The 23,778-nt window shown below is 69.7% G+C and carries 18 protein-coding genes and 1 tRNA gene; 5 read left to right on the top strand and 14 right to left on the bottom strand.

Annotation, left to right across the window (positions count from 1 at the left end; translation table 11 throughout):
• Nucleotide 1: 1 nt before the first annotated feature.
• The 8 genes from AC0QSG_RS15845 to AC0QSG_RS15810 form a co-directional block, all read right to left on the bottom strand.
• Nucleotides 2-874 carry a sugar phosphate isomerase/epimerase family protein gene (locus AC0QSG_RS15845; protein WP_475376096.1) on the bottom strand — a complete coding sequence of 291 codons (873 nt, stop codon included), beginning with the start codon at nucleotides 872-874 and terminating at the stop codon, nucleotides 2-4.
• 16 nt (nucleotides 875-890) lie between these two features.
• A complete protein-coding gene (locus tag AC0QSG_RS15840; RefSeq protein WP_435727061.1) occupies nucleotides 891-1,904 on the bottom strand; it encodes a Gfo/Idh/MocA family protein in 1,014 nt (337 codons plus the stop codon).
• A 64-nt stretch (nucleotides 1,905-1,968) separates the two neighbouring features.
• Nucleotides 1,969-2,898: a sugar phosphate isomerase/epimerase family protein gene (locus AC0QSG_RS15835; protein WP_475376095.1), complete on the bottom strand. Its 930-nt coding sequence runs from the start codon at nucleotides 2,896-2,898 to the stop codon at nucleotides 1,969-1,971.
• A gap of 28 nt (nucleotides 2,899-2,926) precedes the next feature.
• The gene (locus AC0QSG_RS15830) at nucleotides 2,927-4,450 is read right to left on the bottom strand and encodes a CoA-acylating methylmalonate-semialdehyde dehydrogenase (protein ID WP_475376094.1); all 1,524 of its coding nucleotides are present in this window, start codon (nucleotides 4,448-4,450) and stop codon (nucleotides 2,927-2,929) included.
• A gap of 55 nt (nucleotides 4,451-4,505) precedes the next feature.
• The gene (gene iolD / locus AC0QSG_RS15825; RefSeq protein ID WP_475377333.1) at nucleotides 4,506-6,437 is read right to left on the bottom strand and encodes a 3D-(3,5/4)-trihydroxycyclohexane-1,2-dione acylhydrolase (decyclizing); all 1,932 of its coding nucleotides are present in this window, start codon (nucleotides 6,435-6,437) and stop codon (nucleotides 4,506-4,508) included.
• Between the two features lie 20 nt (nucleotides 6,438-6,457).
• Complete coding sequence (locus tag AC0QSG_RS15820; RefSeq protein WP_475376093.1) at nucleotides 6,458-7,402, bottom strand: Cgl0159 family (beta/alpha)8-fold protein; 945 nt, start codon at nucleotides 7,400-7,402, stop codon at nucleotides 6,458-6,460.
• On the bottom strand, nucleotides 7,399-8,376 hold the full coding sequence (iolC, locus tag AC0QSG_RS15815) for a 5-dehydro-2-deoxygluconokinase (RefSeq protein WP_475377332.1): 978 nt from the start codon (nucleotides 8,374-8,376) through the stop codon (nucleotides 7,399-7,401). The genes AC0QSG_RS15820 and iolC overlap by 4 nt, the downstream gene beginning before the upstream one ends.
• 163 nt (nucleotides 8,377-8,539) lie before the next feature.
• On the bottom strand, nucleotides 8,540-8,956 hold the full coding sequence (locus AC0QSG_RS15810) for a tautomerase family protein (RefSeq protein ID WP_475376092.1): 417 nt from the start codon (nucleotides 8,954-8,956) through the stop codon (nucleotides 8,540-8,542).
• A gap of 167 nt (nucleotides 8,957-9,123) precedes the next feature.
• Here AC0QSG_RS15810 and AC0QSG_RS15805 point away from each other — a divergent pair, with 167 nt between their 5' ends.
• Both AC0QSG_RS15805 and AC0QSG_RS15800 read left to right on the top strand, forming a co-directional pair.
• On the top strand, nucleotides 9,124-12,531 hold the full coding sequence (locus AC0QSG_RS15805; RefSeq protein WP_475376091.1) for a DEAD/DEAH box helicase: 3,408 nt from the start codon (nucleotides 9,124-9,126) through the stop codon (nucleotides 12,529-12,531).
• 270 nt (nucleotides 12,532-12,801) lie between these two features.
• Entirely contained in the window at nucleotides 12,802-13,179 is a 378-nt protein-coding gene (locus AC0QSG_RS15800; protein ID WP_475376090.1) for a hypothetical protein, read from the top strand.
• A gap of 91 nt (nucleotides 13,180-13,270) precedes the next feature.
• On the opposite strand, the gene sucD is transcribed toward AC0QSG_RS15800, so the two are convergent.
• The 3 genes from sucD to pcrA all read right to left on the bottom strand — a co-directional run bounded on the left by sucD (nucleotide 13,271) and on the right by pcrA (nucleotide 17,979).
• A complete protein-coding gene (gene sucD, locus AC0QSG_RS15795) occupies nucleotides 13,271-14,191 on the bottom strand; it encodes a succinate--CoA ligase subunit alpha (protein WP_435727069.1) in 921 nt (306 codons plus the stop codon).
• An 18-nt stretch (nucleotides 14,192-14,209) separates the two neighbouring features.
• Nucleotides 14,210-15,376, bottom strand: a complete 1,167-nt coding sequence (sucC, locus tag AC0QSG_RS15790) for an ADP-forming succinate--CoA ligase subunit beta (protein ID WP_475376089.1) — start codon at nucleotides 15,374-15,376, stop codon at nucleotides 14,210-14,212.
• A 185-nt stretch (nucleotides 15,377-15,561) separates the two neighbouring features.
• Entirely contained in the window at nucleotides 15,562-17,979 is a 2,418-nt protein-coding gene (gene pcrA, locus AC0QSG_RS15785; protein WP_475376088.1) for a DNA helicase PcrA, read from the bottom strand.
• Between the two features lie 238 nt (nucleotides 17,980-18,217).
• On the opposite strand from pcrA, the gene AC0QSG_RS15780 reads away from it, so the two are divergent.
• Nucleotides 18,218-18,790: a hypothetical protein gene (locus AC0QSG_RS15780; protein WP_475376087.1), complete on the top strand. Its 573-nt coding sequence runs from the start codon at nucleotides 18,218-18,220 to the stop codon at nucleotides 18,788-18,790.
• Between the two features lie 89 nt (nucleotides 18,791-18,879).
• Nucleotides 18,880-18,956: transfer RNA gene (locus AC0QSG_RS15775), tRNA-Arg, on the top strand.
• A 300-nt stretch (nucleotides 18,957-19,256) separates the two neighbouring features.
• On the opposite strand, the gene AC0QSG_RS15770 is transcribed toward AC0QSG_RS15775, so the two are convergent.
• Nucleotides 19,257-20,510 (bottom strand): ROK family transcriptional regulator, encoded by a 1,254-nt coding sequence (locus tag AC0QSG_RS15770; RefSeq protein WP_475376086.1) that lies wholly within the window; start codon nucleotides 20,508-20,510, stop codon nucleotides 19,257-19,259.
• A 147-nt stretch (nucleotides 20,511-20,657) separates the two neighbouring features.
• Here AC0QSG_RS15770 and AC0QSG_RS15765 point away from each other — a divergent pair, with 147 nt between their 5' ends.
• Nucleotides 20,658-21,068, top strand: a complete 411-nt coding sequence (locus tag AC0QSG_RS15765; RefSeq protein ID WP_435727074.1) for an NUDIX hydrolase — start codon at nucleotides 20,658-20,660, stop codon at nucleotides 21,066-21,068.
• A gap of 21 nt (nucleotides 21,069-21,089) precedes the next feature.
• Here the strand turns inward: AC0QSG_RS15765 and AC0QSG_RS15760 are convergent, their stop codons facing one another.
• Nucleotides 21,090-22,949 carry an ABC transporter ATP-binding protein gene (locus AC0QSG_RS15760; RefSeq protein ID WP_435727075.1) on the bottom strand — a complete coding sequence of 620 codons (1,860 nt, stop codon included), beginning with the start codon at nucleotides 22,947-22,949 and terminating at the stop codon, nucleotides 21,090-21,092.
• A gap of 49 nt (nucleotides 22,950-22,998) precedes the next feature.
• Nucleotides 22,999-23,772 carry an alpha/beta fold hydrolase gene (locus tag AC0QSG_RS15755; protein ID WP_475376085.1) on the bottom strand — a complete coding sequence of 258 codons (774 nt, stop codon included), beginning with the start codon at nucleotides 23,770-23,772 and terminating at the stop codon, nucleotides 22,999-23,001.
• Between the last annotated feature and the right edge of the window lie 6 nt (nucleotides 23,773-23,778).

The raw sequence follows: 23,778 nt of genomic DNA, 5'->3' as shown, positions 1-23,778 counted from the left end.
GCTACTGGGCGCTGGAGGCGTAATCCTGCATGGTGCGCAGTTGGTAGCGGGCCACCTCGTGGGCGTTGTCGTTTTCGGCGAAGACGGAGGACACCATCACGGTCTCGTCCCGGGAGTAGAACCCGTTCTCCGCCAGGCCGCCGAAGAACTCGTCCCAGTTCACGTCGCCGTCCCCGACCTTGAGGTGCTGGTGGACGCGGACGGGGTTGCCCGGCGGGTTGGTGATGTAGCGCAGCCCATGGGACGCGTGGTGGTCCATGGTGTCCGCCACGTGCACCACGCGCAGCCGGTCGCCGACCGCCTGCATGATCTCCAGTGGCTCGTCCACCATGTGGAAACTGTGGGCGGCCACGTAGACGAAGGAGAGGTTCGGGGAGTTGACGCCGCGGATGACGCGCCAGGCGGCGAGGCCCTCCTCGACGAAGTCGTCCGGGTGGGGATCGATCGCGACGTTGATCCCCTCCCGCTCGATCACCGGCAGCAGTTCCTCCATGGAGCGGTAGAACGCGGACTCCGACGCCTCGGCGTGCTCGGGGCGTCCGGAGAACTCCGTGTTCATCTGCTGGACGCCGAGGTCCACACTGATCTGGATGGCGCGCTTCCAGTAGCGCACGGCGGCCTCGCGCTGCCACTCCTCCGGGGAGGACCAGCGGAGCACGGGCAGCACGGAAGCGATTTCGACGCCGGCTTCCCGGCACGCGTTGCGCAGGTCGCCCACCAGCCGGTCGTCGGCCTTGGGGTGTGTGAAGAACGGGATGACGTCCTGGTGCGGGGTGAGCTGCAGGTACTTGTACCCCAGTTCGGCGGCGAGCCGCGGGAATTCGAGCACGGAATGCGTGGGGTGGAACGGCGTGGGATCCAGTGCGATCTTCATCTCGTGGCCGCTCTCCTTAGGCGTACAGCGCCGGTTTGGGCTTGAGCGCGACGGCGACCTTCTCGCCGGTGCGCTGGGCCTCGACGCCGGCCTCGCAGCAGGCCGCGGTGGCGTAGCCGTCCCACGCGCTGGGACCACCGATTTCGCCACGCGCCGCCGCGTCGACCCAGGCCTGGATCTCGACGTCGTAGGCCGCGCCGAAGCGCTGCTCGAAGCCGGGGGTGACCGTTCCGCCCCACCGGCCGGCCGTGCGAACGAACGGACCGGCGTCGTTTCCGATTGAGACGATCCCGGTTTCGAGCGAGGCCTGGGTGGCCACCTCGTAGCCGAACTGGGCGTTGACGTAGATCTCGACGTCGGCGAGCACGCCGGACTCGGTTTCCAGCAGGACGTGCTGCGGATCGTGCTGGCCGTTCGGCGCGTTGCGCGTGGCCTTGCCCAACCGCACCTGCACGGACGTGATCTCCTCGCCGGTGAAGAACCGGACAGCGTCGAACTCGTGGACCACGGAGTCGTTGATGAGCATCTCGTTCGTGAAGCCCGCCGGGGTGTCCGGGTTGCGGTGCTGGTGGTGGAGCATCAGCAGCTCGCCGAAGTCCCCGGACCGGATGGTCCGCTCCAGCTGCGCGTACTCGGCGTCGAACCGGCGCATGAAACCCACCTGGATCCGCTGGCGGCCCAGCTTCTCCTCGGCCTCGACGATCTCCCAGGAGGAGGCGGAGTCGGGTGTCAGCGGTTTCTCGCACAGGATCGGGAGGTCGCGCTCCAGCGCGGCCAGCAGGATGTCGAGGTGGAGGAAGCCCGGAGTGGCCAGCAGGACGGCGTTGACGTCGCCGTTGTCCATGGCCTCGGTGGCGTCCGCCAACGCGACGGCGCCGGGGATTCCCTCGATGGCGGCGCGGGCGCGGTCCGCGTCGATGTCGACGACGGCGGCGACCTCCGCGCCGGAGATGCGGTGGTGGAGTCGCTGGATGTGGTCGGCGCCCATGCGTCCGGCTCCGATGACTGCAACGCGAAGCGTGTCTGCCACGGCTGCTCCTTTCTGCTGTGCCTCCCGGGGGTTCCGGGCCGGCGGTGGGTGGTTTGGCGTGCCGCTAGACGCGGGTGCGGGAACCGCAGGACAACAGGTGCTGACGGGTCCGCCGGGCGATCGGCATCGGGACCGAAAAGTCCGCGACGGGGTACATGTCCTGCTCGACGATCCCGTAGATCGGACGCTCGAGGCGCTCGACGGCGTCGATCACGGCGCCGAGGTCCGGCAGCCCGTTCGGGGGTTCCACCATGACGCCGGCCAGGTTGGCCTCGGCCCAGGTCAGGTTCCGTTCGCGCACCGTCGCCAGCACCTGCGGGTCGATCTGCTTCAGGTGCAGGTAGCCGATCCGCTCCGGGTACTTCTCGATGAGGTCCACGGAGGACGCTCCCCCGTATTCGGCGTGTCCGGTGTCCAGGCACAGCGTCGTCAGCGTCGGGTCTGTGTGCTGCAGGAACCGTTCGATGTCCGCCTGGCCGCAGACGTGGGAGTCGGCGTGGGAGTGGAACTGCTGCTGGAGGCCGAACTCCTCGCGCAGGATCCGTCCCAGCCGGTCGTGCCCGGTGAACAGCGAGGACCAGGCTTCGGTGGAGAGGTGCTCGTCCTCCACCGCCTCCCCTGTGACGTCGTCCCGCCACATCGCCGGGATGACCACGATGTGCTTGCCGCCCATCGCGGCCGTGAGCTCGGCGACCCTGCGGGCCGGTTCCCACGCCTCTTCCCAGGCCCCGGCGGAGCCGTCGAGCCCGCGGTGGAACGCGGTGAAGACGGTGCCCGCGCAGACGTCCAGCCCGCGGGCGGACAGCTCGTCGGCCAGCCTCGACGGATCGGTGGGCAGGTAGCCGTAGGGTCCCAGCTCGATCGTCTTGTAGCCGGATTCGACGACCTCGTCCAGGAACCGCTCCCACGGGGTCTGCTTGGGGTCGTCCGGGAACCAGACGCCCCAGGAGTCCGGCGCGGTGCCGATGGTGAGCTTGTTGCTGATCTCGGGCATGTCCTGTGCCTTTCGCGTGCCGGGGCGGCTAGTTGGAGGGGAAGTTGAAGGAGGCCGTGGATTCGTGCGCGGGCTCGGGCCAGCGCTGGGTGACGGCCTTGCCGCGCGTGTAGAAGCGCACGCCGTCGGGTCCGTAGATGTGGTGGTCGCCGAAGAGCGAGTCCTTCCAGCCGCCGAAGGAGTGCCACGCCACGGGGACGGGCAGCGGGACGTTGATGCCGACCATGCCCACCCGGATCCGGCGCGTGTAGCTGCGCGCGTTGGACCCGGAGGAGGTGAAGATGGCCGTGCCGTTGCCGTAGGGGTTGGCGTTGACCACGTCGATGGCCTCGTCCAGCGTGTCGACGCGGACCACCACGAGCACCGGCCCGAAGATCTCCTCGGTGTAGGCGGTCATTTCCGTGGTGACCTTGTCGATCACGGTGGGGCCCACGAAGAAGCCCTCCTCGTGGTCCTTGACCAGCAGGTCGCGCCCGTCCACCAGGACCGCGGCGCCGGCCTCGCCGGCCTCGCCGACGATCCGCTGGATGCGGGTCTTGGACGCCGGGGTGATGACCGGGCCCATGTCCGCGTCCGGGTCCGTGCCGTTGGCGACCTTGATGTCGTTGGCCCGCACCACGAGCCGGTCCATCAGGGCGTCGCCTGCCTCTCCCACGGTCACGGCGACGGAGATCGCCATGCAGCGCTGCCCGGCGGAGCCGAACGCGGCTGCGGTGAGGTGGTCCGCGGCCAGGTCCAGGTCGGCGTCGGGCATGACGACGGCGTGGTTCTTCGCCCCGCCGAGGGCCTGCACGCGCTTGCCGTGTTTGGTGGCCGTCTCGTGGACGTGCTTGGCGATCGGGGTGGAGCCGACGAAAGAGATCCCGTCGATGTCCGGGTGCGTCAGCAGACCGTCGACGGTCTCTTTGCCTCCGTGCAGGACAGTGAAGACGCCGTCGGGCAGACCGGCCCGCTTCCAGAGGCCCGCCAGGAACAGGCTCGCGGACGGGTCGCGCTCGGAGGGCTTGAGGATGAAGGCGTTGCCGGCGGCGATCGCGACCGGCGCCATCCACAGCGGCACCATGACCGGGAAGTTGAACGGGGTGATGCCGGCGACGACGCCGAGCGGCTGGCGAAAGGAGAACACGTCGATCCCGGTGGAGACCTGGTCCGAGTACTCACCCTTGGTGGACTGCGAGATGCCGCAGGCGTACTCGACGACCTCGAGTCCGCGGCCGATCTCGCCGGCGGCGTCGGAGAGCACCTTGCCGTGCTCGCTGGTGACGATCCGGGCCAGCTCGTCGGTGTTCGCGGCGAGCAGTTCGCGGAACTTGAACAGGACGGCCGTGCGGCGGGCGAGGGACATGTCGCCCCACGAGTCGGCGGCCGCGCGGGCCGCGGCGACGGCCGCGTTGAGGTCCTCCGGGCCGGCCAGGCGGAGTTCGCCGGTGATCTGGCCGGTGGCCGGGTCGTAGACGGGCTGGGTGGCGGTGCCGACGCCGGCGGTCTCCGCGCCGTTGATGAAGTGGTTGATGGTCTTCACGCCGGTGGCCGTGGTGGTCTGGATGCTCATGGCTTCCTTTCGGGGTCTGTTCTGTAAGTGTTTTGGTGTGCCGGGCGCCGGGAGGCTAGCCCAGGAAGTTCTTCTGGATGGACTTCTTCTCGGTGTAGACGCGGTGGGCGGCCCGCGTGGATTCGAGGTCGGAGACCCCGGAGACGGGGACGTCCCACCAGGATTCGGAGTCCGGCGCGTCCAGCAGCGGGTCCGATTCCACGTGTATCAGCACCGGGCCGGCACCCTCGGGCACCGCCTTGGCCTCGGCGACGGCCGCCGCCAGGTCCACGATCGCGTCCGGTCCGGGTTCCACCCGGATGACGCGCACGCCGAGCGACTCGGCGTTCAGCGCGAGGTCCACCGGGAGCGTTTCCCCGGCGTCGAACGAGTGCGTGTTCTTGTCCAGCACCCGGTACTGGGTGCCGAAGCGCTGCGAGCCCAGCGATTCGGACAGCGAACCGATCGACGCGTAGCCGTGGTTCTGGATCAGGACGACGATGAGTTTGATGCCCTCGGCCACCGCGGTGACGAGTTCGGTGTGCATCATCAGATACGAGCCGTCGCCGACCATGACGACGACGTCGCGCGCCGGGGCGCCGGACGCGGCGGCCTCGTCGATGGCAGCGCGCTTGACGCCGAGGCCGCCGGCGATCTCGTATCCCATGCAGGAGAACGCGTACTCGACGTGGTAGCCGTAGGCATCCTTGACCCGCCACATCTTGTGCAGGTCCCCGGGCAGGGAGCCGGCTGCGCACACCACGACGTCGGTGTCCGCCATCGCTGCGTTCACGGCGCCGATGATCTCGTTCTGCGCGGGCAACGGGGCATGCCGGGTGTTGAATGCCTCGTCGACCGTGGCGTCCCAGCGCTGCTTTTCGTCGGCGATGGTCCGCTCCAGGTCGGCGCCGACGCGGTAGCCCGTCAGCGCCGTCGTCAGCGCCACGAGCGCCTTGCGGGCGTCCGCGACGATCGGCAGCGATGTCCCGTGCTTGTAGGCGTCGATCGGGGCGACGTTGATGTTCACGAAGGAGACGTCCGGGTTCTGGAACGCGGTGCGGGACGCCGTCGTGAAGTCCTCGTAGCGCGTTCCGATGCCGATCACCAGGTCCGCCTCGCGTGCCAGGGCGTTGGCCGCCGTCGTGCCCGTGGAGCCGATGGCGCCCAGGCAGTACGGCGCGTCCCAAGGCAGGGTCCCGACGCCGGCCTGCGTGTAGCCGACGGGGATCCCCGTGGCTTCGGCGAAGGCCGCCAGCTGGTCCTGGGCAAACGCGTACAGGACTCCGCCGCCCGCGACGATGAGCGGCCGCTTGGCCGCACGGATCAGCACGGCCGCGCGGGCGATGTCCTGCTCCTCCGGCGCGGGCCGGCGGATCCGCCAGTCGCGCTCGGCGAGGAACTCCCCGGGGACGTCGAAGACCTCGGCCTGCACGTCCTGCGGCAGCGAGATGGTGACGGCGCCGGTCTCCGCGGGGTCCGTCAGGACGCGCAGGCCGTGCATCATCGCCGAGAACAGCTGTTCGGGGCGGTTGACGCGGTCGAAGTACTTGGACAGGGGCCGGAACGCGTCGTTGACCGTGATGTCGTAGCCGTGCGGATGCTCGAGCTGCTGCAGGACGGGGTCCGCGGCCCGGGTGGCGAAGGTGTCCGAGGGCAGCAGCAGCACTGGGAGGCGGTTCGCCGTGGCCAGCGCCGCCCCGGTCAGCAGGTTGGAGGACCCCGGGCCGATCGATGTGCTCACGGCGTAGGTCGCGCGGCGGCGCATGTGCCGCGCGTACCCGACGGCCTGGTGCGACTGGGCCTGTTCGTTGCGGCCCTGGTAGTAGGGCATCAGGGTGGGGTCCGCGGCCTGCCACTGCTTGAGTGCCTGGCCGACGCCGGCGACGTTTCCGTGGCCGAAGATGCCGAACATCCCCGGGATGAGCCGGCTGCGGTAGTCCTCGCCGCCGACGGAGTCCACGACGTATTGCCGGCCAAGGAACTCGACGACCGCCTGGGCGACGGTCATGGTGCGGTGTGACATGGCTGCTAGGCCTCCTTCGTGGCTGCGCCCACGGAGCGCGAGCGCGCCGTGGAGTTCAACAGGGATGCGGCGGTGGCGACGGCTCCGGAGACGTTGCCGTCCGGCGGATAAAGCAGCGTGCGTCCTACCGTGAGGCCTTGGACGCCCGGGAGCGCCAGCGCCGCCGCCCACGTGGCGAAGACCTCGTCCGGAGCGGTGCTCGGGTCCCCGCCGAGCAGGACGGTGGGCAGCGTGGTCGCCGCCATGACGCGTTCCATCTCCGGCACGACCGGCAGCTTCATCCACGTGTACGCGCTGGTCGAGCCGAGTCCGGAGGCGATGGCCACGGACTTGATGACGGCGTCGGCGCTGAGGTCGTTGCGGACCTTGCCGTCCACCCAGGCAGAAAGGAACGGCTCGACCATGGCGACGAGCCCGCGGGCGGCGAGTTCGTCGATCGCATGCGCCGTGTTCTCCAGGATCCAGGCGGTCGCCGGGTCGCCGAGGGCGATGCGGGTGAGCATCTTGCCGCCGTCGGCCCCGAAGTCGGCGAGCGCGGCGGCGGTGTGGCCCGTGAAGCGGTCGTCGAGTTCGTTGACGAAGCCGGCGAGGCCGCCGCGGTTCATCGAACCGAAGACCAGCTTGCCCTCGAGCGCACCGAGGAGCAGCAGGTCGTCCATGACGTCGGGACTGGCCAGAACGCCATCGACGGCGGGGTTCTCCAGCGCGGTCCGCAGCCGGTCCAGCAGGTCCCGCCGGTCGGCCATGGCGGACGGGTTGGGGCCGACGGACAGGGCACCGCGGGCCGGGTGGTCGGCCGCGATGATGAAGTTCTGCTCGCCCAGGACGGGTCCCGGGTGGCGCACGCGGCGCGCGGCAGCCTCCGCGACGGCCCCCGGCTGCTCGAGCCGAAGCCTGCTCAGGTGCTCGTAGCGGCGGGGATCCTGCGGATCGATGGCGATGGTGCTCACTTGGCACTCTCCAGTTCTTCCAGGGCGGGCGTCAGGCGTCCGCGCTCGGCGAGCAGCGCCACGACCTCGGCGGGCGTCGGCATGTCTTCGGAACAGGCCACGCGCGAGGCGACGATGGCGCCGGAGGCGTTGGCGTAGTCCAGCACGGTGGCCAGCGGCCAGCCTGCGAGCAGTCCGTGGCAGAAGGCGCCACCGAACGAATCCCCGGCCCCGAGCCCGTTGACGGTCTGCACGGGCACCGGTGCGGAGACGACGCGGTCCGTGCGGGTCTTGGCCATGACACCCTCGGGGCCCAGCTTGACGACGGCGATCTCTACGCCGGCGGCGAGGAGCCGGTCCGCCTGCTCGTCGGGAGTCCCGGCGCCGACGGCGACGGCGCACTCGGTGTCGTTACCGATGGCGACCGTGACGTGCGGCAGGATGCGGGCCACCTGTTCGTGGGCGGCCTCCTCCGAGTCCCAGAACATGGGCCGGTAGTCCAGGTCCAGGATGGTGAAGGCGCCTTCGGCGAGGCCGGTGCGCGGGCGGGCTTCGAGGGCGGCCAGGTGGGCGGCGGCGCTTGGCTCCCGGCTGAGTCCCGTCACGGTGGACCAGAAGATGCGCGCATCGCGGATGGCGTCCAGGTCCAGTTCGCCGGCGGCGATCTCCCAGTCCGGGGCGGTGGGCTGGCGCCCGTAGAAGTAGAGGGGGAAGTCGTCCGGTGGCTGGATGGCGCAGAACGTCACGGGCGTCTGCAGGCCGGCGACGGCCGCCACCTGGGACGCGTCGACGCCGTAGCGCCCGAGTTCGCGCATCAGATAGGTCCCGAAGTCGTCGTCCCCGACGCGGGTGACGACGCCGGTGCGGCGTCCATGGCGCGCGGCGGCGACAGCGACGTTGGTCGGCGATCCGCCGAGGTACTTGCCGAAGCTCTCCACGTCGGCGAGCCCCACCCCGATCTCGTTCGGGTAGATGTCAACGCTGATGCGTCCCATGGTCAGCACATCGAGGTTCACGCTGATCGCCTTCCTTTCCTTGCCGGGGCGGTCGGCTCCCGAACATCATCCACGGCCACCGTGTGAGCCGGGGCACATGTGCCACTCTCCATCAATTTCTTTGTCCTGTCAAAGGTTTGTACTGACATTCTTACAAAAAATCTCATGACGCGACGTCGGGGGACGGCACGGCGAGCTCGCCGGTCTGGTACTGCGCCACGCCGAACCCGAAGGACCAGTCCTCGGGACCGTTCTCCACGTAGCCGATGAAGACATCCTCTCCACCCACCCCCAAGGGGGCCAGGGCCGCGGCAATGGCCCGGAACAGCGAGGCCTTGGCCTCCGCGGATCGGCCGCGCTGGGTGAAGACCTGGATCATCACGACGCCCGGCCCGCGCTCGAACCCCAGGCCGGCATCCTGCGCGACGACCATCCCGGCGGGATGCTCCGAGATGATCTGGAAATAGTCGCGGTCCGGAATGCCATACTCGGCCACGACCGCCCCGTGGATGGCCGCACTCACTGCCGCCACCTGCGCCGGCGTCCGGCCCTGGACCAGGTCAATCCGCAACAGCGGCATGGCTTTCTCCTCATCGATTCGACAACGTTTAAAAGAGTTTGTCCTGACATATTTACAAAGTCAAGACTTTGGTGCGACGGGGTCCTCGCGTGTTCACCGCCGCCGGGGGCCGGCGGGAGGGTGGACGCGGTTCGCCGCGGGTGCCGTGGTCGTGAAACGATAGGAGGATGGCCGAACCCGAATTTCCCCTCGTCGACGCACGTGAGATCCTCCGCGTTGTCGGCGGTGCGGCGTTCACCCGGGGCAAGGCCTACGCCAACACCGAGCGCATCGGGAACTTCGAGTGGGACCCCAGCGGGCGACTCTCGGGCCGGGTGCAGGGCACCGACGCGGCGGCGTACGCCTGCGCGGTGTCCCTTGCCCGCAAGGGCGAGGCCTGGACGGTCGCCGGAAGCAGCTGCAGCTGCCCCGTGGGCACCAACTGCAAGCACGGCGCGGCGCTGCTCATCCACTCGAACACCCTGCACCTGCGCTCGCGCGACGTGTTCTTCGAAAACACCGCTCCGGCCCCTGCCCCGGCCTGGCGGGAGAGCCTCAACGGGCTGCTCGGCGCCGGAGCGCGGGCCGCAACGGCCACGGCCAACGCGGCGGCGGCCGCCAACCGCGGACAGAAGCCGGGCGACAAGTCCCACCCGCAGGCCATGGCGTTGCAGTTCGAACTGCAGGACACCACGCTGCAGGCCCACCGGCAATGGGCGCCGGGATCCGGCGTCGGGCACCAGCGCGCCGCCGCGCACCGCTGGCGGCTCGGTGTCCGCCCGATGGTCCAGTCCGGAAACGGCCGCTGGGTCCGCGGGAACCTGCGCTGGAACACCATCAGCTTCAAGACGTACGGCCTGAACCTGGACCCCGAACAGCACCGCTGGTTCTGCCAGTTCGTACCCCTCTACCGCGCCAACGGGCAGCTCTACTTCGGCGAGGACAACGACTGGCTGTACCTGGACGAGTTCAGCTCTCCCCTGCTGTGGGCGCTGCTGGCCGAATCGGCCGAACTCGGCATCGCGCTCATCGCCGCGCGCGCCGAGACCACGGTGGCACTCGGCGCACCGGCCGCCGTCGCGCTGTCAGCCTTCCGCCCGGCGGCGGACGGCGCCGGCCTCACGCTCGTCCCGACCCTGTCCATCGACGGCCAGGTCGTCGCCCTGGAGCCGCAGCTTCCGGCCGGCGCGATCGGAAACCACGGGATCTACGCCGCCAGCGCGGACGGCTCCCTGATCCTCCTGTCCCCGGTGGAGGGGCGGCTGGACCCCACCGAGCTGGAACTGCTCCGGCGGCCCGAGGCGATCGAGGTTCCCGCCGCCGACGTCGAGGATTTCATCGCGAAGGTCTACCCGAGGCTGGGACGGCGCATCGCCGTCGTCAGTCCCGACCGTTCCGTGGACCTGCCGGACATCCTTCCGCCGAAGCTGCTGCTGCGAGTGCGCTACCCGGGCGGCGACGCCGCCGAACTGGACTGGGACTTCGACTACGGGCCGGTGCCCGTGGACGCCGACACCCGCGACGCCGAGGCCGAGACCGCGCTGGAAAACTCCGCCCTCGCGGTGCTGGAGGACTCCCCCGCGCTGGCCGGCCGCGTGCTGGCCCCCCGCACGCTGCGCGGCCTGGACACGGTGGACTTCGTCCGGCGCATCCTGCCGGCACTCCGCGCGCTCGAGGGCGTCGTCGTCGACCAGACCGGCAACGAACCCGAATACCGCGAGCTGACCGAGGCGCCCGAGCTCACCGTCACCACGGTCGAGTCCGAGCGCCGCGACTGGTTCGATCTGGGGCTGGTCATCGCGGTCGGCGAACGCCGCCTGCCCTTCAGCGAGATCCTGCGTGCGCTCTCCCGCGGGCAGACCCGCATGCTGTTGCCGGACAAGACGTACTTCTCGCTCGAACACCCGCTGTTCGACAAGCTGCGCGAACTGGTCAGCGAGGCCTCGCAGCTGCACGACAAGACCAACGAACTGCGCATCACGCGCTACCAGGCATCCCTGTGGGAGGAGCTCGACGAACTGGCCACGCACACCGAGGGCCCGGACTCCTGGCACTCCGGCGTCGCGGCCCTGATGAACGTGGCCGAGGCCGGACCCGTGGACCTGCCCGCGGGTCTGCGCGCCGAGCTGCGGCCGTACCAGCGCGAGGGCTTCGAATGGCTCGCCATGCTGTGGCGCAACGGCCTCGGCGGCGTGCTTGCCGACGACATGGGCCTGGGCAAGACCCTGCAGGCGCTCGCCCTGATCCTGCACGCCAAGGAACAGTGGGCCACCGGGGCGTCCGCGGACTCGGCCACACCGGGACGCGTCGCCGCCGCCGAGGCCGGAGCGCCGGCGTCGTCCAGCCCGCTGGTTCCGGGGCCCTTCCTGGTGGTCGCGCCGACGTCGGTCGTGTCCAACTGGGCGGACGAGGCCGCGCGGTTCTCGCCGGACCTTCGGGTCGCGACGGTCGCGGACACCCAGTCACGCGCGACGCGTTCGCTGGCGGCGCTGGCAGGGGAGTACGACGTCGTCGTGACCTCCTACACCCTCTTCCGCCTCGACGCCGAGGCCTACCAGTCCGTCGCCTGGGCCGGACTGATCCTGGACGAGGCGCAGTTCGTCAAGAACAAGGCCACGAAGGCGCACCACGCGGCCCGCGACCTCGACGCGCGCTTCAAGCTGGCCATCACCGGCACGCCGATGGAGAACAACCTGATGGAGCTGTGGTCGATCTTCGCGATCGTCTCCCCCGGGCTGTTCCCCTCCGGCCTGCGGTTCGCCGAGCACTTCCAGCGCCCCATCGAGAAGCAGGGGCTCGGCGAGCCGCTGGCGAGGCTGCGCCGCCGCATCCGGCCGTTCATGCTCCGCCGCACCAAGGCCGCCGTGGTCACCGACCTGCCGCCCAAGCAGGAACAGGTGCTGCACGTGGAGCTCGCGCCGAAGCACCGCAAGATCTACGACACGCACCTCCAGCGTGAGCGGCAGAAGATCCTGCGCCTCGTCGAGGACATGGACAAGAACCGCTTCACCATCTTCCAGTCCCTGACCACGCTGCGGATGCTGTCCCTGGACGCCTCGCTGGTGGATCCGGAGTATGCGGGCGTGCCCTCGGCCAAGCTGGACGTGCTGTTCGAGCAGCTCGAGGACGTCCTGGCGGAGGGACACCGCGCCCTGGTCTTCAGCCAGTTCACGTCCTTCCTGAAGAAGGCGGCGGCCCGGTTGGACGCGGAGAACGTGGAGTACACGTACCTGGACGGTTCCACCCGCAACCGTCCCGACGTCATCAAGGCGTTCAAGTCCGGGCAGGCGCCCGTGTTCCTCATCTCGCTCAAGGCAGGCGGGTTCGGGCTGAACCTGACCGAGGCGGACTACTGCTTCCTGCTGGACCCGTGGTGGAACCCGGCCGCCGAGTCCCAGGCCGTGGACCGCGCGCACCGCATCGGGCAAACCCGCAACGTGATGGTCTACCGGATGGTCGCCAAGGACACGATCGAGGAGAAGGTCGTGGCGCTGCAGGACGCGAAGCGGCAACTGATCTCCTCGGTGATGGACGAGGGCGAGGGCTTCGGGTCCGCCATGACCGCGCAGGACATCCGCGACCTCCTGAAGGACTAGCCGCGCGCGTGAAGCAAGATGTCGGCCCGCTACGCAACATGGGCTTCCCACCGCGCTGCGTCCGGCGTACGCGCTAGGCTGGAACCAGCTTCACGAGACATGGCAGCGCCGGGGGAACCCTCCGGCGCAAAGCTCCGACTGGCCATGCACCAACCCCAAGTGCGGGCGGGATCCACCAGGATCCGCGTCCCGGATTGTTCGGCGGGTGGTTCGGATGACGAAGCGGCCCCCGGCAGCCGCCGCGGGCAAGGACAATCCGAAAGGTCCGCCGTGGCCCCGCTGCACAACACCCACCCGTCACACCCACCGTCCCGCTCCGGAATGCCGGCGCATCCCGCGTCCGCTCCGCGGCCTCCGGCGCTGCGCGGCACCGCCGCGCACACGACGCCTCGCTTCGCCAACGACTGGATCGGGGCCACACTGCGGCTCTGCCCCGAACGCCGTCTGGCGCGGATCGCCAGCGGCGGGATCGAGTGGCTCCTCGACGCGAACGACATCGACACCCTCGTTGCCGCCGCGCCCGAGGCACTGGACGGGCCCGGGGTGCCCGTGGAGTGGAACCCCGGCCTGGAGCGGGTGCTGGTTCCCGGCGCCTTCGAGCGGGTCGGTACCAGCTTCTTCGCGTTGGACCGCCAGTCCGCCTCCTAGGGCCGGAACGCGTGTGGCCCGGCCCCCAAAGGGGTCCGGGCCACACGCGTCAACGCTTTCCGTTCTCCCGCGTCGGCGGGAGGCGCGGTTCCTAGAGGTTCGAGGCTTCCTCGTGCTCCGGGTAGACCTCGCGCAACAGGTGCGCGGTCTCGGACGGGGTCTTGCCGACCTTGACGCCCGCGGCCTCGAGGGCCTCCTTCTTGGCCTGCGCCGTTCCGGAGGAGCCGGAGACGATGGCGCCGGCGTGGCCCATGGTCTTCCCCTCGGGAGCGGTGAAGCCGGCCACGTAGCCGACGACCGGCTTCGTGACGTTGTGCTTGATGAACTCCGCGGCACGCTCCTCTGCGTCGCCGCCGATTTCGCCGATCATGACGATCGCCTTGGTCTCCGGGTCCGCCTCGAACGCCGCGAGGGCGTCGATGTGGGTGGTGCCGATGACCGGGTCGCCGCCGATGCCGATGGCGGTGGAGAAGCCGAGGTCGCGCAGTTCGTACATCATCTGGTAGGTCAGGGTGCCGGACTTGGAGACCAGGCCCACGCCGCCCTTGCCGGTGATGTTCGCCGGGGTGATGCCGACCAGCGACTCGCCGGGGGTGATGATGCCGGGGCAGTTCGGGCCGATGATGCGCGTGACCTGCTTGCCGTCGGCGTCGACCTTGGACTGGGCCAGGGCCCAGAACTCTGCCGCGTCCTGCACGGGCACGCCCTCGGTGATGACCACGACGAGGCCGATGCCGGCCTCGATGGCCTCGACGACGGCGTCCTTGGTGAACTTCGGCGGGACGAAGACGATCGACACGTCCGCGCCGGTCTCGGCCATGGCCTCGGCGACCGCGCCGAAGACCTTGATCTCCTTGTCGCCGTGGGTGACCGTGGTGCCGGCCTTGCGGGCGTTCACGCCGCCGACGACCTGGGTGCCCGCGTGCAGCATGCGCGCGGTGTGCTTGGAGCCCTCGCCGCCGGTGATGCCCTGGACGATGACCTTGGAATCCTTATTGATGAAGATAGCCATGTTTGTTTCCCCTGATCCTTAGGCGTTCGCCAGTTCGGCGGCCTTGTCGGCGCCCTCGTCCATGGTCGTGGCGAGGGTGACCAACGGGTGGTTGGCGTCGCGCAGGATGCGGCGGCCCTCGTCTACGTTGTTGCCGTCCAGTCGGACGACGAGCGGCTTGGTGGCCTTCGACCCCAGGATCTCCAGGGCCTTGACGATGCCGTTGGCGACCGCGTCGCACGCGGTGATGCCACCGAAGACGTTCACGAACACGCTCTTGACCTGCTCGTCGTTGAGGATGACGTCCAGCCCGGCCGCCATGACCTCGGCTGAGGCTCCGCCGCCGATGTCCAGGAAGTTGGCGGGCTTGACGTTGCCGTGGCTTTCGCCGGCGTAGGCGACGACGTCCAGCGTGGACATGACCAGTCCGGCGCCGTTGCCGATGATGCCCACCTGGCCGTCGAGCTTGACGTAGTTCAGGCCGGATTCCTTGGCCTTGGCCTCAAGCGGATCCGCGGCGCCCTTGTCCTCCAACTCCTCGTGGTCCGGGTGGCGGACCTCGGAGGCGTTCTCGTCCAGCGAGACCTTGCCGTCCAGCGCGATGATCTCGCCGGCGCCGGTCTTGACGAGCGGGTTGACCTCGACGAGCGTGGCGTCTTCCTTGACGAACACGTCCCAGAGCTTGAGGATCGCGTCGGCGACCTGGGCGCGCAGTTCCGGGGCGAAGCCGGCGGCGTCGACGATCTCGTCGGCCTTGGCCTGGTCGATTCCGACGCCGGGGTCGACGGCGATCTTCGCGAGGGCCTCGGGGCGCTCGACGGCGAGCACCTCGATCTCCACACCGCCTTCGACCGAGCACATGGCCAGGTAGTTGCGGTTGGCGCGGTCCAGCAGCACCGAGAAGTAGAACTCCTCGGCGATGTCGGCGCCCTGGGCGATCATGACCTTGTTCACCGTGTGGCCCTTGATGTCCATCCCGAGGATGTCGGACGCGTAGGCGAACGCCTCGTCGGCGTTTTTCGCGACCTTGACGCCGCCGGCCTTACCGCGGCCGCCTACCTTGACCTGCGCCTTGACGACGACGACGCCGCCGATCTTCTCGGCAGCGGCCTTGGCTTCTTCGGGGGTGTACGCAACGATGCCGGCAAGCACGGGTACTCCGTGCGCCTCAAACAAATCGCGCGCCTGGTATTCATACAGGTCCACGGGCTTGGTGTCCTTCTACGTCGAAGTCGTTTTGGCTTGGAGAGCGGCACGGTTGCGCCGCAGGCTCCAAGTGGAACTTTAGTCCCTGGGCGCAAGACGCCGCGTTCAGACTAACCCTTTAGTGAGGAAGGGCACAGTTCTACGGTTTGTAGAGAGGTCACGTTTCGCGGTATGGGGCCGGCCGATCAGGCGGACTTCGTCAGCGGCGCGTACCGCAGCAGCAGGCGCTTCTCCTCGGCCGCGAACTTCACCTTCGCGACCGTCTTGTCCCCGGCGCCCTCGAGCGCCAGCACGACGCCGTCCCCGAACGTCGAGTGGCTGACCTTGTCCCCCACGGACAGGGCGACCACCTCCTTCTGGGGCTGCACCCGTCCGGCGGCGCGCGCGGTCGGCACGGTGCGCAGCGCCGACCCCTCGGCGTCCCCGGCGCGACGCGAATCCGACCGCACGCCGCCAGCGCCCGATCCTGCGCCCCAGTGGGATCCGGCGTCGTACCGGCTGCTTGCGAAGTCCTTGCGGAGCGACCCGCCGAAGCCGCCCAGCGGCGTGCGGACCGCGCCCTCGCGCTTCCAGTCGAGCAGCGGCGCCGGGATCTCCTCGAGGAACTGGCTGGCCGGGTTGTACTGCGCCTGGCCCCACAGGCTCCGGTACTCGGCGCGCGTGACGTAGAGCCGGCGTCGTGCGCGGGTCAGGCCGACGTAGGCGAGCCGGCGTTCCTCGGCGAGCTCCTTGGGGTCCGTCATCGAGCGCTGGTGCGGGAAGATGCCGTGCTCCATGCCCGTGAGGAACACGACCGGAAACTCCAGCCCCTTGGCCGTGTGCAGCGTCATGAGCGTGACGACCCCCTCCTGCCGGGCCATCTCCGCACCCTCGGCGTCCGTGGGCGCGTCCGGAATGGAATCCGCGTCCGCCACCAGCGACACCTGCTCCAGGAAGTCGCCGAGCGCCCCCTCGGGGTTGTCCCGCTCGTAGTCGCGGACCACGGCGACCAGCTCGGCCAGGTTCTCCACGCGGGATTCGTCCTGCGGGTCGTCGGACTTGCGCAGCATCTCCAGGTAGCCGGTCTGCTCCAGGACGGCCTCGAGCGACGCGGCCGCACCGGAGCCCTCGGCCACCACGGCGAGATCGTCGATGATCTTCACGAACGACGCCACGGACTTCAGGCTCCGCGTGGCCAGCCCGGGGGCCTCCTCGGCCCGGCGCAGCGCCTCCAGGAAGGCTATCCGCTCGCGCTGGGCCAGCGCCGCCACGGCGTACTCGGCCCGGTCGCCGATGCCGCGCCTGGGTTCGTTGAGGATCCGCCGGACGTTGATATCGTCCTCGGGGTTCACGAGCACCCGCAGGTACGCGAGGGCGTCCTTGACCTCCTTGCGGTCGTAGAAGCGGGTGCCGCCGACCACCTTGTACTTCAGGTCCACGCGCATCAGCTGCTCCTCCAGGGAGCGGGACTGCGCGTTGGTCCGGTAGAACACCGCGACGTCGCCCGGACGGATGCCGTCCTCGTCGTTGAGCCGGAGGATCTCCTCGGCGATCCAGCGCGCCTCGTCCTGCTCCGACTCCCCCACATAGCCGACGATCTTCGCGCCGTCGCCCTCCGCGGTCCACAGCCGCTTCTCCGGGCGGTCCGGGTTCAGGGAGATCACGGCGTTGGCCGCGGTCAGGATGTTCTGGGTCGAGCGGTAGTTCTGCTCCAGCTTGATGGTTTCCGCGTCCGGGTAGTCCTTGCCGAACTCGACGATGTTGCGGATGTCCGCGCCGCGGAACGCGTAGATGGACTGGTCCGAGTCCCCGACCACGGTCAGCTCGCCCCCGGGGGTGTGGCCGTCGGGTCCCGTCAGCTCGCGCACCAGCGAATACTGGGCGTGGTTGGTGTCCTGGTACTCGTCCACCATGACGTGGCGGAAGCGGCGGCGGTAGTTGTCGGCGACGCCCGGGAAAGCGCGGAAGACGTTGACCACCTGGCCGATCAGGTCGTCGAAGTCCATGGCGTTGGCCTGCCGCAACCGCTGCGTGTAGCCGCGGTATACCTCGGCGACTGCCGCCGTAAACGGTTCCCCACCGCCGGCCGTGGCCGCGAAGTCTTCGTCGTCGATCAGCTCGTTCTTCAGCGCGGAGATCTTGTGCGCCATCGCCTTGGGCGCGAACTTCTTCGGGTCCAGGTCCAGGCCCTTGGCGACCATCGTGATCAGCCGGAGGGAGTCCGCGGAGTCGTAGATGGAGAAGTTCGACTTCAGCCCCACCGACGGCGCCTCGCGGCGCAGGATCTTGACGCAGGAGGAGTGGAACGTGGAGATCCACATGCGGTCCGAGTCCGGACCCACCAGCGCGCCGATGCGTTCGCGCATCTCGGCGGCCGCCTTGTTGGTGAACGTGATCGCCAGGATCTCGTGCGGCCGGGCGCGGCCCGTGGCGAGCAGGTAGGCGATCCGGTGGGAGAGCACGCGCGTCTTGCCGGAGCCGGCGCCGGCGACGATGAGCAGCGGCGAGCCCGCGTGCCTCACGGCCTGCTCCTGCTCCGGGTTCAGTCCCTCGAGGAGGGCCGCGGCATCGGGTCGGGCGGGTCGGCTGGGCGGCGCGGAAAAGTCGTCGAAAAGGAAATCCATGGTGCCCCCAGTCTACGGTTAGGGTACGACGCAAGGGGCGGCCATCCACAGCCGCGGGCCCACCCTCCGGTGCCCGCGGACCGGGACGCGCGGCCCCGGCCCGCATACTGGGGGGATGTCGAAAAAGTCCGGCCAGCGCGGCCGCCCAAAGAAAAACCGCAAGCCAGCCGGTCCGGCCGGGAATCCCCTGCCCCAGGTGTCGGGCCGCGCCGCACCCCGCCCCGGAGCCGGCGGGGCCGTGGTCAACGGCACAACGTCGCGGAGCCCGCAGGCGGCGGAGTCCAACGGGAACCTGATCCTGGTGGCCGGCTTCATCGCGGCGACCCTGCTGTTTTGGTACTACCACCTGCTGACGCTGAACCAGATGGCCGACCTCACCGGCGGGCTCACGGTTCCCGACCAGCTCATCGGGGGCTACGGCCCCGCCCAGGTCGAGGCCCTTCGCGCGGCGATGGACGACGCGGCCCGCGGCCAACTGAACTACCTCCACAAGACCGCGGGGCTGCTGTTCCCGCTCTTCCTGGCGCTGATCACCATGCTGGCGGTCAACATCCACGTGGCCCGTGGCGCGCTGCGGTGGTCCCTGTGGGCCGTGCCGATGCTGTTCGCGGTCACCGACCTGTGGGAGAACGCCGCGATCGACGGGATCCTGGCCGGTCCGGCGGACGCCGGCGCGATCGCCCTGGCCAGCGCCCTGACGACCACGCGATGGATCCTGCTGTTCGGCACGGTGGGCGTCGCCGGCTTTGCCCTGATTCGGTCCTTCGTGTCCACGTTCCGGGCGAAGTGGTCCGGAGCCGGATTGTCCTAGCTCGCCGGACCGGCGGGCATTTGGAACGACGCGGCCGGCTCCCGCTAGTATGGTTGCTGTCCGCCGCGCACCACAGCGCCGGCGACCAAGCCCCTGTAGCTCAGTTGGATAGAGCGACCCTCTCCTAAAGGGTAGGCCATCGGTTCAATTCCGGTCAGGGGCACCATGGACGCCGCTCCCTCGAGGGGCCGGTCCGTCGAGTCGGCAAAAGAGTAGGGCCACCGGCCGGTTCAGAGTCAGATGGCTCCCTATGCATCATCTTCAGCGTTAACCGGCCGGTGGCCCTGTGGGCGCTGTCCCCCGACAGCCAAACCGCCGTTCTCCCACCAGCCGCGACGGCATCTGAGACCCGCTCTGCCGCGGCGGTGGGCGGTTAGGTTGCCGCAACACCACCCCATTATCTAAATCCAATAGAGATGCGAAGTCAATCCGTTGGTCACAAGGCGTCAACTCCAGCGCAACAGGTTCAGCGCAACAAGAGGGCGCTCGCCTTCGGGGAAAGGGCCGCGTCGAGCACCGCGCACGCCCCGCCGATGGCCGCGTTGCGGTGTCCCAGCTTGGAGGTTTCCACCCGGATACCGTGGATCGCCTTGGCGGTGAAACGCTCGTTGATGATTCCGGCGACCGTGTCCAGGCAGAGGTCGCTGACCCGCGACCAGACGGGCCCGCCGATGACCACCCGGTCCACATCCAGGGCGTTGACCAGTTGGGCCACCATGTTCGCGATGAGCGAGGCGCACCGGATGACCAGCTCCACTGCGGCTTCGTTGCCTTCGCCGGCAAGCTGCACCAAGCGGTTCAGCGCGGCGGCGCGCTCCGCTACGGTTCCGTCGGCGTTCGCCCCTAGGTCCAGGCCGGCTGCGGAGGCTTGGCGCGACAGGTTGTCGAAGGACAGGGCGCCTGCCAGGCAGTCGTTGCGTCCGCACACGCAGGGGAAGGTTTCCTCGCCCACCGAGTGGTGGCCGATCTCTCCGGCGTTGTTGCTGACCCCGCGCATCACCTCGCCGCCGAGGACGATGCCCACGCCGACACCGGTCCCGCCGTAGACGCAGACGAAGTTGGCTCTGTTCTCCTCATTCGTGCCGTTCCAGAGCTCGGCGATGGACGCGGCGATCGTGTCCTTCTCCATCACGACGTCCAGCCGCAGCAAGTCCTTCAATGGCTTGACGATCTCCACCTCGGTCCAGCCGTCCAGCAGGGGCGGGCCCACCACGACTCCGCGGCCGGAATCGAGCGGGCCCGGCACGGCGACGCCGACTCCGACGATCCGGTCCCTCGCCTGCCCCGATTCGGCGATCAGCGCCTCCGCCGACTTGGCGATCAGGGCCATGGTGCTCTCGGGGTCTTCGACCGATGGCGTGTCCAGTCGTTCCGAGGCGACCACGTCGCCGCGGAGGTCGACCATCACCACTGAGATCAGGCCCGGGTCGAAGTGGATGCCGATCGCCATGAGCCGGTCGGCCTCCAGCTCGAGCACGGTCCGGGGCTTTCCGGGCCCGGACACCACGGTGCGGTCCTCGCGGACGAGTCCGTCGTCCAACAGGCGCCTGACCACGTTGGAGATGGTCTGCGGGGAAAGCCCCGTCGACTCAGCGAGTTCCACGCGGCTGACGCCGTCGCGGGCGCGCCGGATGGACTCGAAAATGACCGCCTGGTTGAAATCGCCGAGCCGGCCGAGGTTGGTGCCGCGCTGCATCTGGTCTCCATATTCGTTCCGCATCGGACTGCCGTTGCCCTGGCGTTGTTTCCGGAACAACGTCCCCAACATCTCCGGCGCCACAGGGCGAATCACTTTGATAATACAGATGAGTAGGCCTTACTGGTTCAGCCGGAACCAGAGGCGCGCCGCGTTGCTAGGCTGGGCGGCATGCCAACCGTCCTGACCGTCGCCGCCGTCCGCCTGCTGGACGGCTCCGGGCGCATCCTGCTGGTGCGCAAGCGCGGCACCACGGTGTTCATGCAGCCCGGCGGCAAGCTCGAGCCCGGCGAGGCCCCAAATGCGGCGGCGCTGCGCGAACTCCACGAGGAACTGGGACTCGTCGTCGCGCCGCGGGATCTGGTCCCGCTGGGCGATTGGTCGGGCCCGGCCGCGAACGAGGCGGACACGGACATCCGCGCCCACCTCTTCGGCGCGATGCTCGACGGCGAGCCGCGCGTCGCGGCCGAGCTGGAGGAAATGGTGTGGGAGTCGCCGGAGTCCGCCCTGCGCCGCACGGACATCGCGCCCCTGCTGCGCGACCACGTGCTGCCGGAGCTGCTGCGGACGCGTCACGGCTAGTACCGCGCCGCGCCGGAGCGGCTACGCGTCGGCGAACTGCGTCCGATAGAGCTCGGCGTAGCGGCCGCCCTCGGCCAGAAGTTCCCCGTGCGTCCCGCGTTCGACGATCCGGCCCTCCTCGATAACCAGGATCGCGTCGGCCGAACGGACCGTCGAGAGCCGGTGCGCGATGACGACTGCGGTGCGCCCCGCCAACGCCTCGCCGAGCGCGGCCTGCACGGCGGCCTCGTTCGTGGAGTCCAGCGCCGCGGTCGCCTCGTCCAGCAGCACCACGCGCGGGGCGGCCAGCAGGAGCCGCGCAATGGTCATGCGTTGGCGTTCGCCGCCGGAGAGGCGGTAGCCGCGCTCCCCCACCATGGTGTCCAGCCCGTCCGGCAGCGACCGCACCAGATCCTCGAGCCGCGCCCGGGTCAGGGCGCCCCACAACTCGTCGTCGCCGGCCTCCGGCGCGGCGAGGCGCAGGTTCGCGCCGATCGTCTCGTGGAACAGGTGCCCGTCCTGGGTCACCATGCCCACGGTGTCCCGCAGCGAGGCGAACGTCGTGTCGCGGACGTCGACTCCGGCCAGCTCCACGGCGCCGGAATCGACGTCGTACAGCCGCGCCAGAAGTTGCGCGATCGTGGATTTGCCGGCGCCCGAGGACCCCACCAGCGCATACGTCTTTCCGGCCTCCACCTCGAAGTCCACGCCGTGCAACACCTCCTCGCCGCCGCGGGTGTCCAGGACCGCGACGTCCTCCAGCGACGCCAGCGAGACCTTATCCGCGCCGGGGTACCCGAAGCGCACGTCCCGGAAGCGCACCGAAATCGGTCCGGCGGGCAGCGGCCGCGCGTCCGGCTTCTCCTCTATGAGCGGCTTGAGGTCCAGCACTTCGAAGACGCGGTCGAAGCTCACCAGCGCGCTCATGATCTCCACGCGTGCGTTGGCCAGGGCCGTCAGCGGCGCGTAGAGGCGGGTGAGGAGCAGGGCCAGCGTCACGACGTCGCCCGCGGCCAGTTCCCCACGCAGGGCGTAGATGCCGCCCAGCCCGTAGACGAGCGCCAGCGCGAGGGCCGCAACGAGGGTCAGCGCGGAGACGAAGAGGAACTGCCGCATCGCCATCTTCACGCCAATGTCCCGCACGCGGGCGGCCCGCGTCGCGAATTCGCCGGATTCCGCCTCGGGCCGGCCGAAGAGCTTGACGAGCGTCGCACCCGGGGCCGAGAACCGCTCGGTCATCTGCGTGCCCATGGTGGCGTTGTGGTCCGCGGCCTCACGCCGCAGCCGCGCCAGGGTGAGGCCCATGCGGCGCGCGGGGATGAGGAAGATCGGCAGCATCAGGACGGACAGCACCGTCACCTGCCACGACGTGCTCAGCATCACGCCCGCGGTCAGAGCCAGCGCGACGACGTTGCTCACCACCCCGGACAGCGTCCCGGCGAATGCCGACTGCGCGCCGATGACGTCGTTGTTGAGCCGGCTGACCAGCGCCCCGGTCCGGGTCCGCATGAAAAAGGCGATGGGCATGCGCTGCACATGGTCGAACACGCGCGTGCGCAGGTCGTAGATCACCTGTTCTCCGAGGCTGGAGGACAGCCACCGGGTCAGGATGGTGACGCCGGCCTCGGCGACGGCGACAACGGCGATCAGCACCGCAAGACGGATGATCGTGGAGGCGGGTCCCCCTGCCACGATCGCGTCCACCACCTGGCCGGCCAGGACCGGGGTGGCCACGGCCAGCACGGCGGCAACCACCGAGATGAGGATGAACGCGGTGAGCCGGCCCCGGTACTGCCTCGCGAAGTCGACGACGCGGCGCAGCGTTCCCGGCGTGAACTGCCTTCCCCCGTCGGCGGAGGAAAGCCTCCAGATCGACCCCCAGGCCGCGTGTTCCATGCTCATGTGCGTTGCGCTCCCTTCGGCGTCGGGGCGACCGCCCCGACCCTCCATCCTACGTGTGGAGCCGCTCCTGAAGCCGCGTGACGGCCCGCTCAACGTCGGCCGGCGCCTCCAGCGGCAACGTGTGCCCGCAGCCGGGAACGAGGGTGAAGTCCGCATCGGGGAACACGGCCTGCCATGCCCGCGAGTCCACGGGCTTGCGCTTGGCATCCAGCTCGCCGTGCAGCAGCTCCACCGGCAGCCCCTCGGCCGGTATCCGGCCCTCCGGCAGCCCGGCGATGCGCCCCGGGGCGAGGAAATCCGCGGCGTACTGGCTCTCCAGCATGGACACCGCCGGCTCCGGACCCACGAGGCGGCTGTACCGAACCATCGAGTCGATCCAGGATTCCCGCTGCGCCGGAGTCCCGGACGCGATGTTCAGCCACGCGAATCCCCGCCATTGGGCGTCCGTCACGGCGGCGCGCAGTCCGGCGAGCATGTCGTCGATCGAAGAGTGCGCGCGCATGTTCGGGCCCGAGTCGACCAGCACCAGCCCGGCCACGAGGTCCGGGTGGGCCAGCGCCGTCAGCGCCGCGACGGCGCCGGCGGTCGAATGCCCGACGACCGTGGCCGGCCCGTGCCCCCGCTCCCCGATCAGCCCGGCGACGGCGTCCGCCACGGACTCGAGCGTGGGTTGGGGCACGTCGCGCATCCAGTCGAAGGGCACGGGATCGAACCCGCCGCGGGCAACGAGCCGCGCCGCCACGACGTCGTATGCCGTGGTTGGGACCAGCGTGCCCGGAAGCAGGACCACCGTGCGCGGCTCCGGACGCCCGCGGCCGGACATGGCCGG

This window comes from Arthrobacter sp. LT660 (genome assembly GCF_056172845.1).
This window is presented reverse-complemented; position numbering and strand designations above follow the sequence as displayed.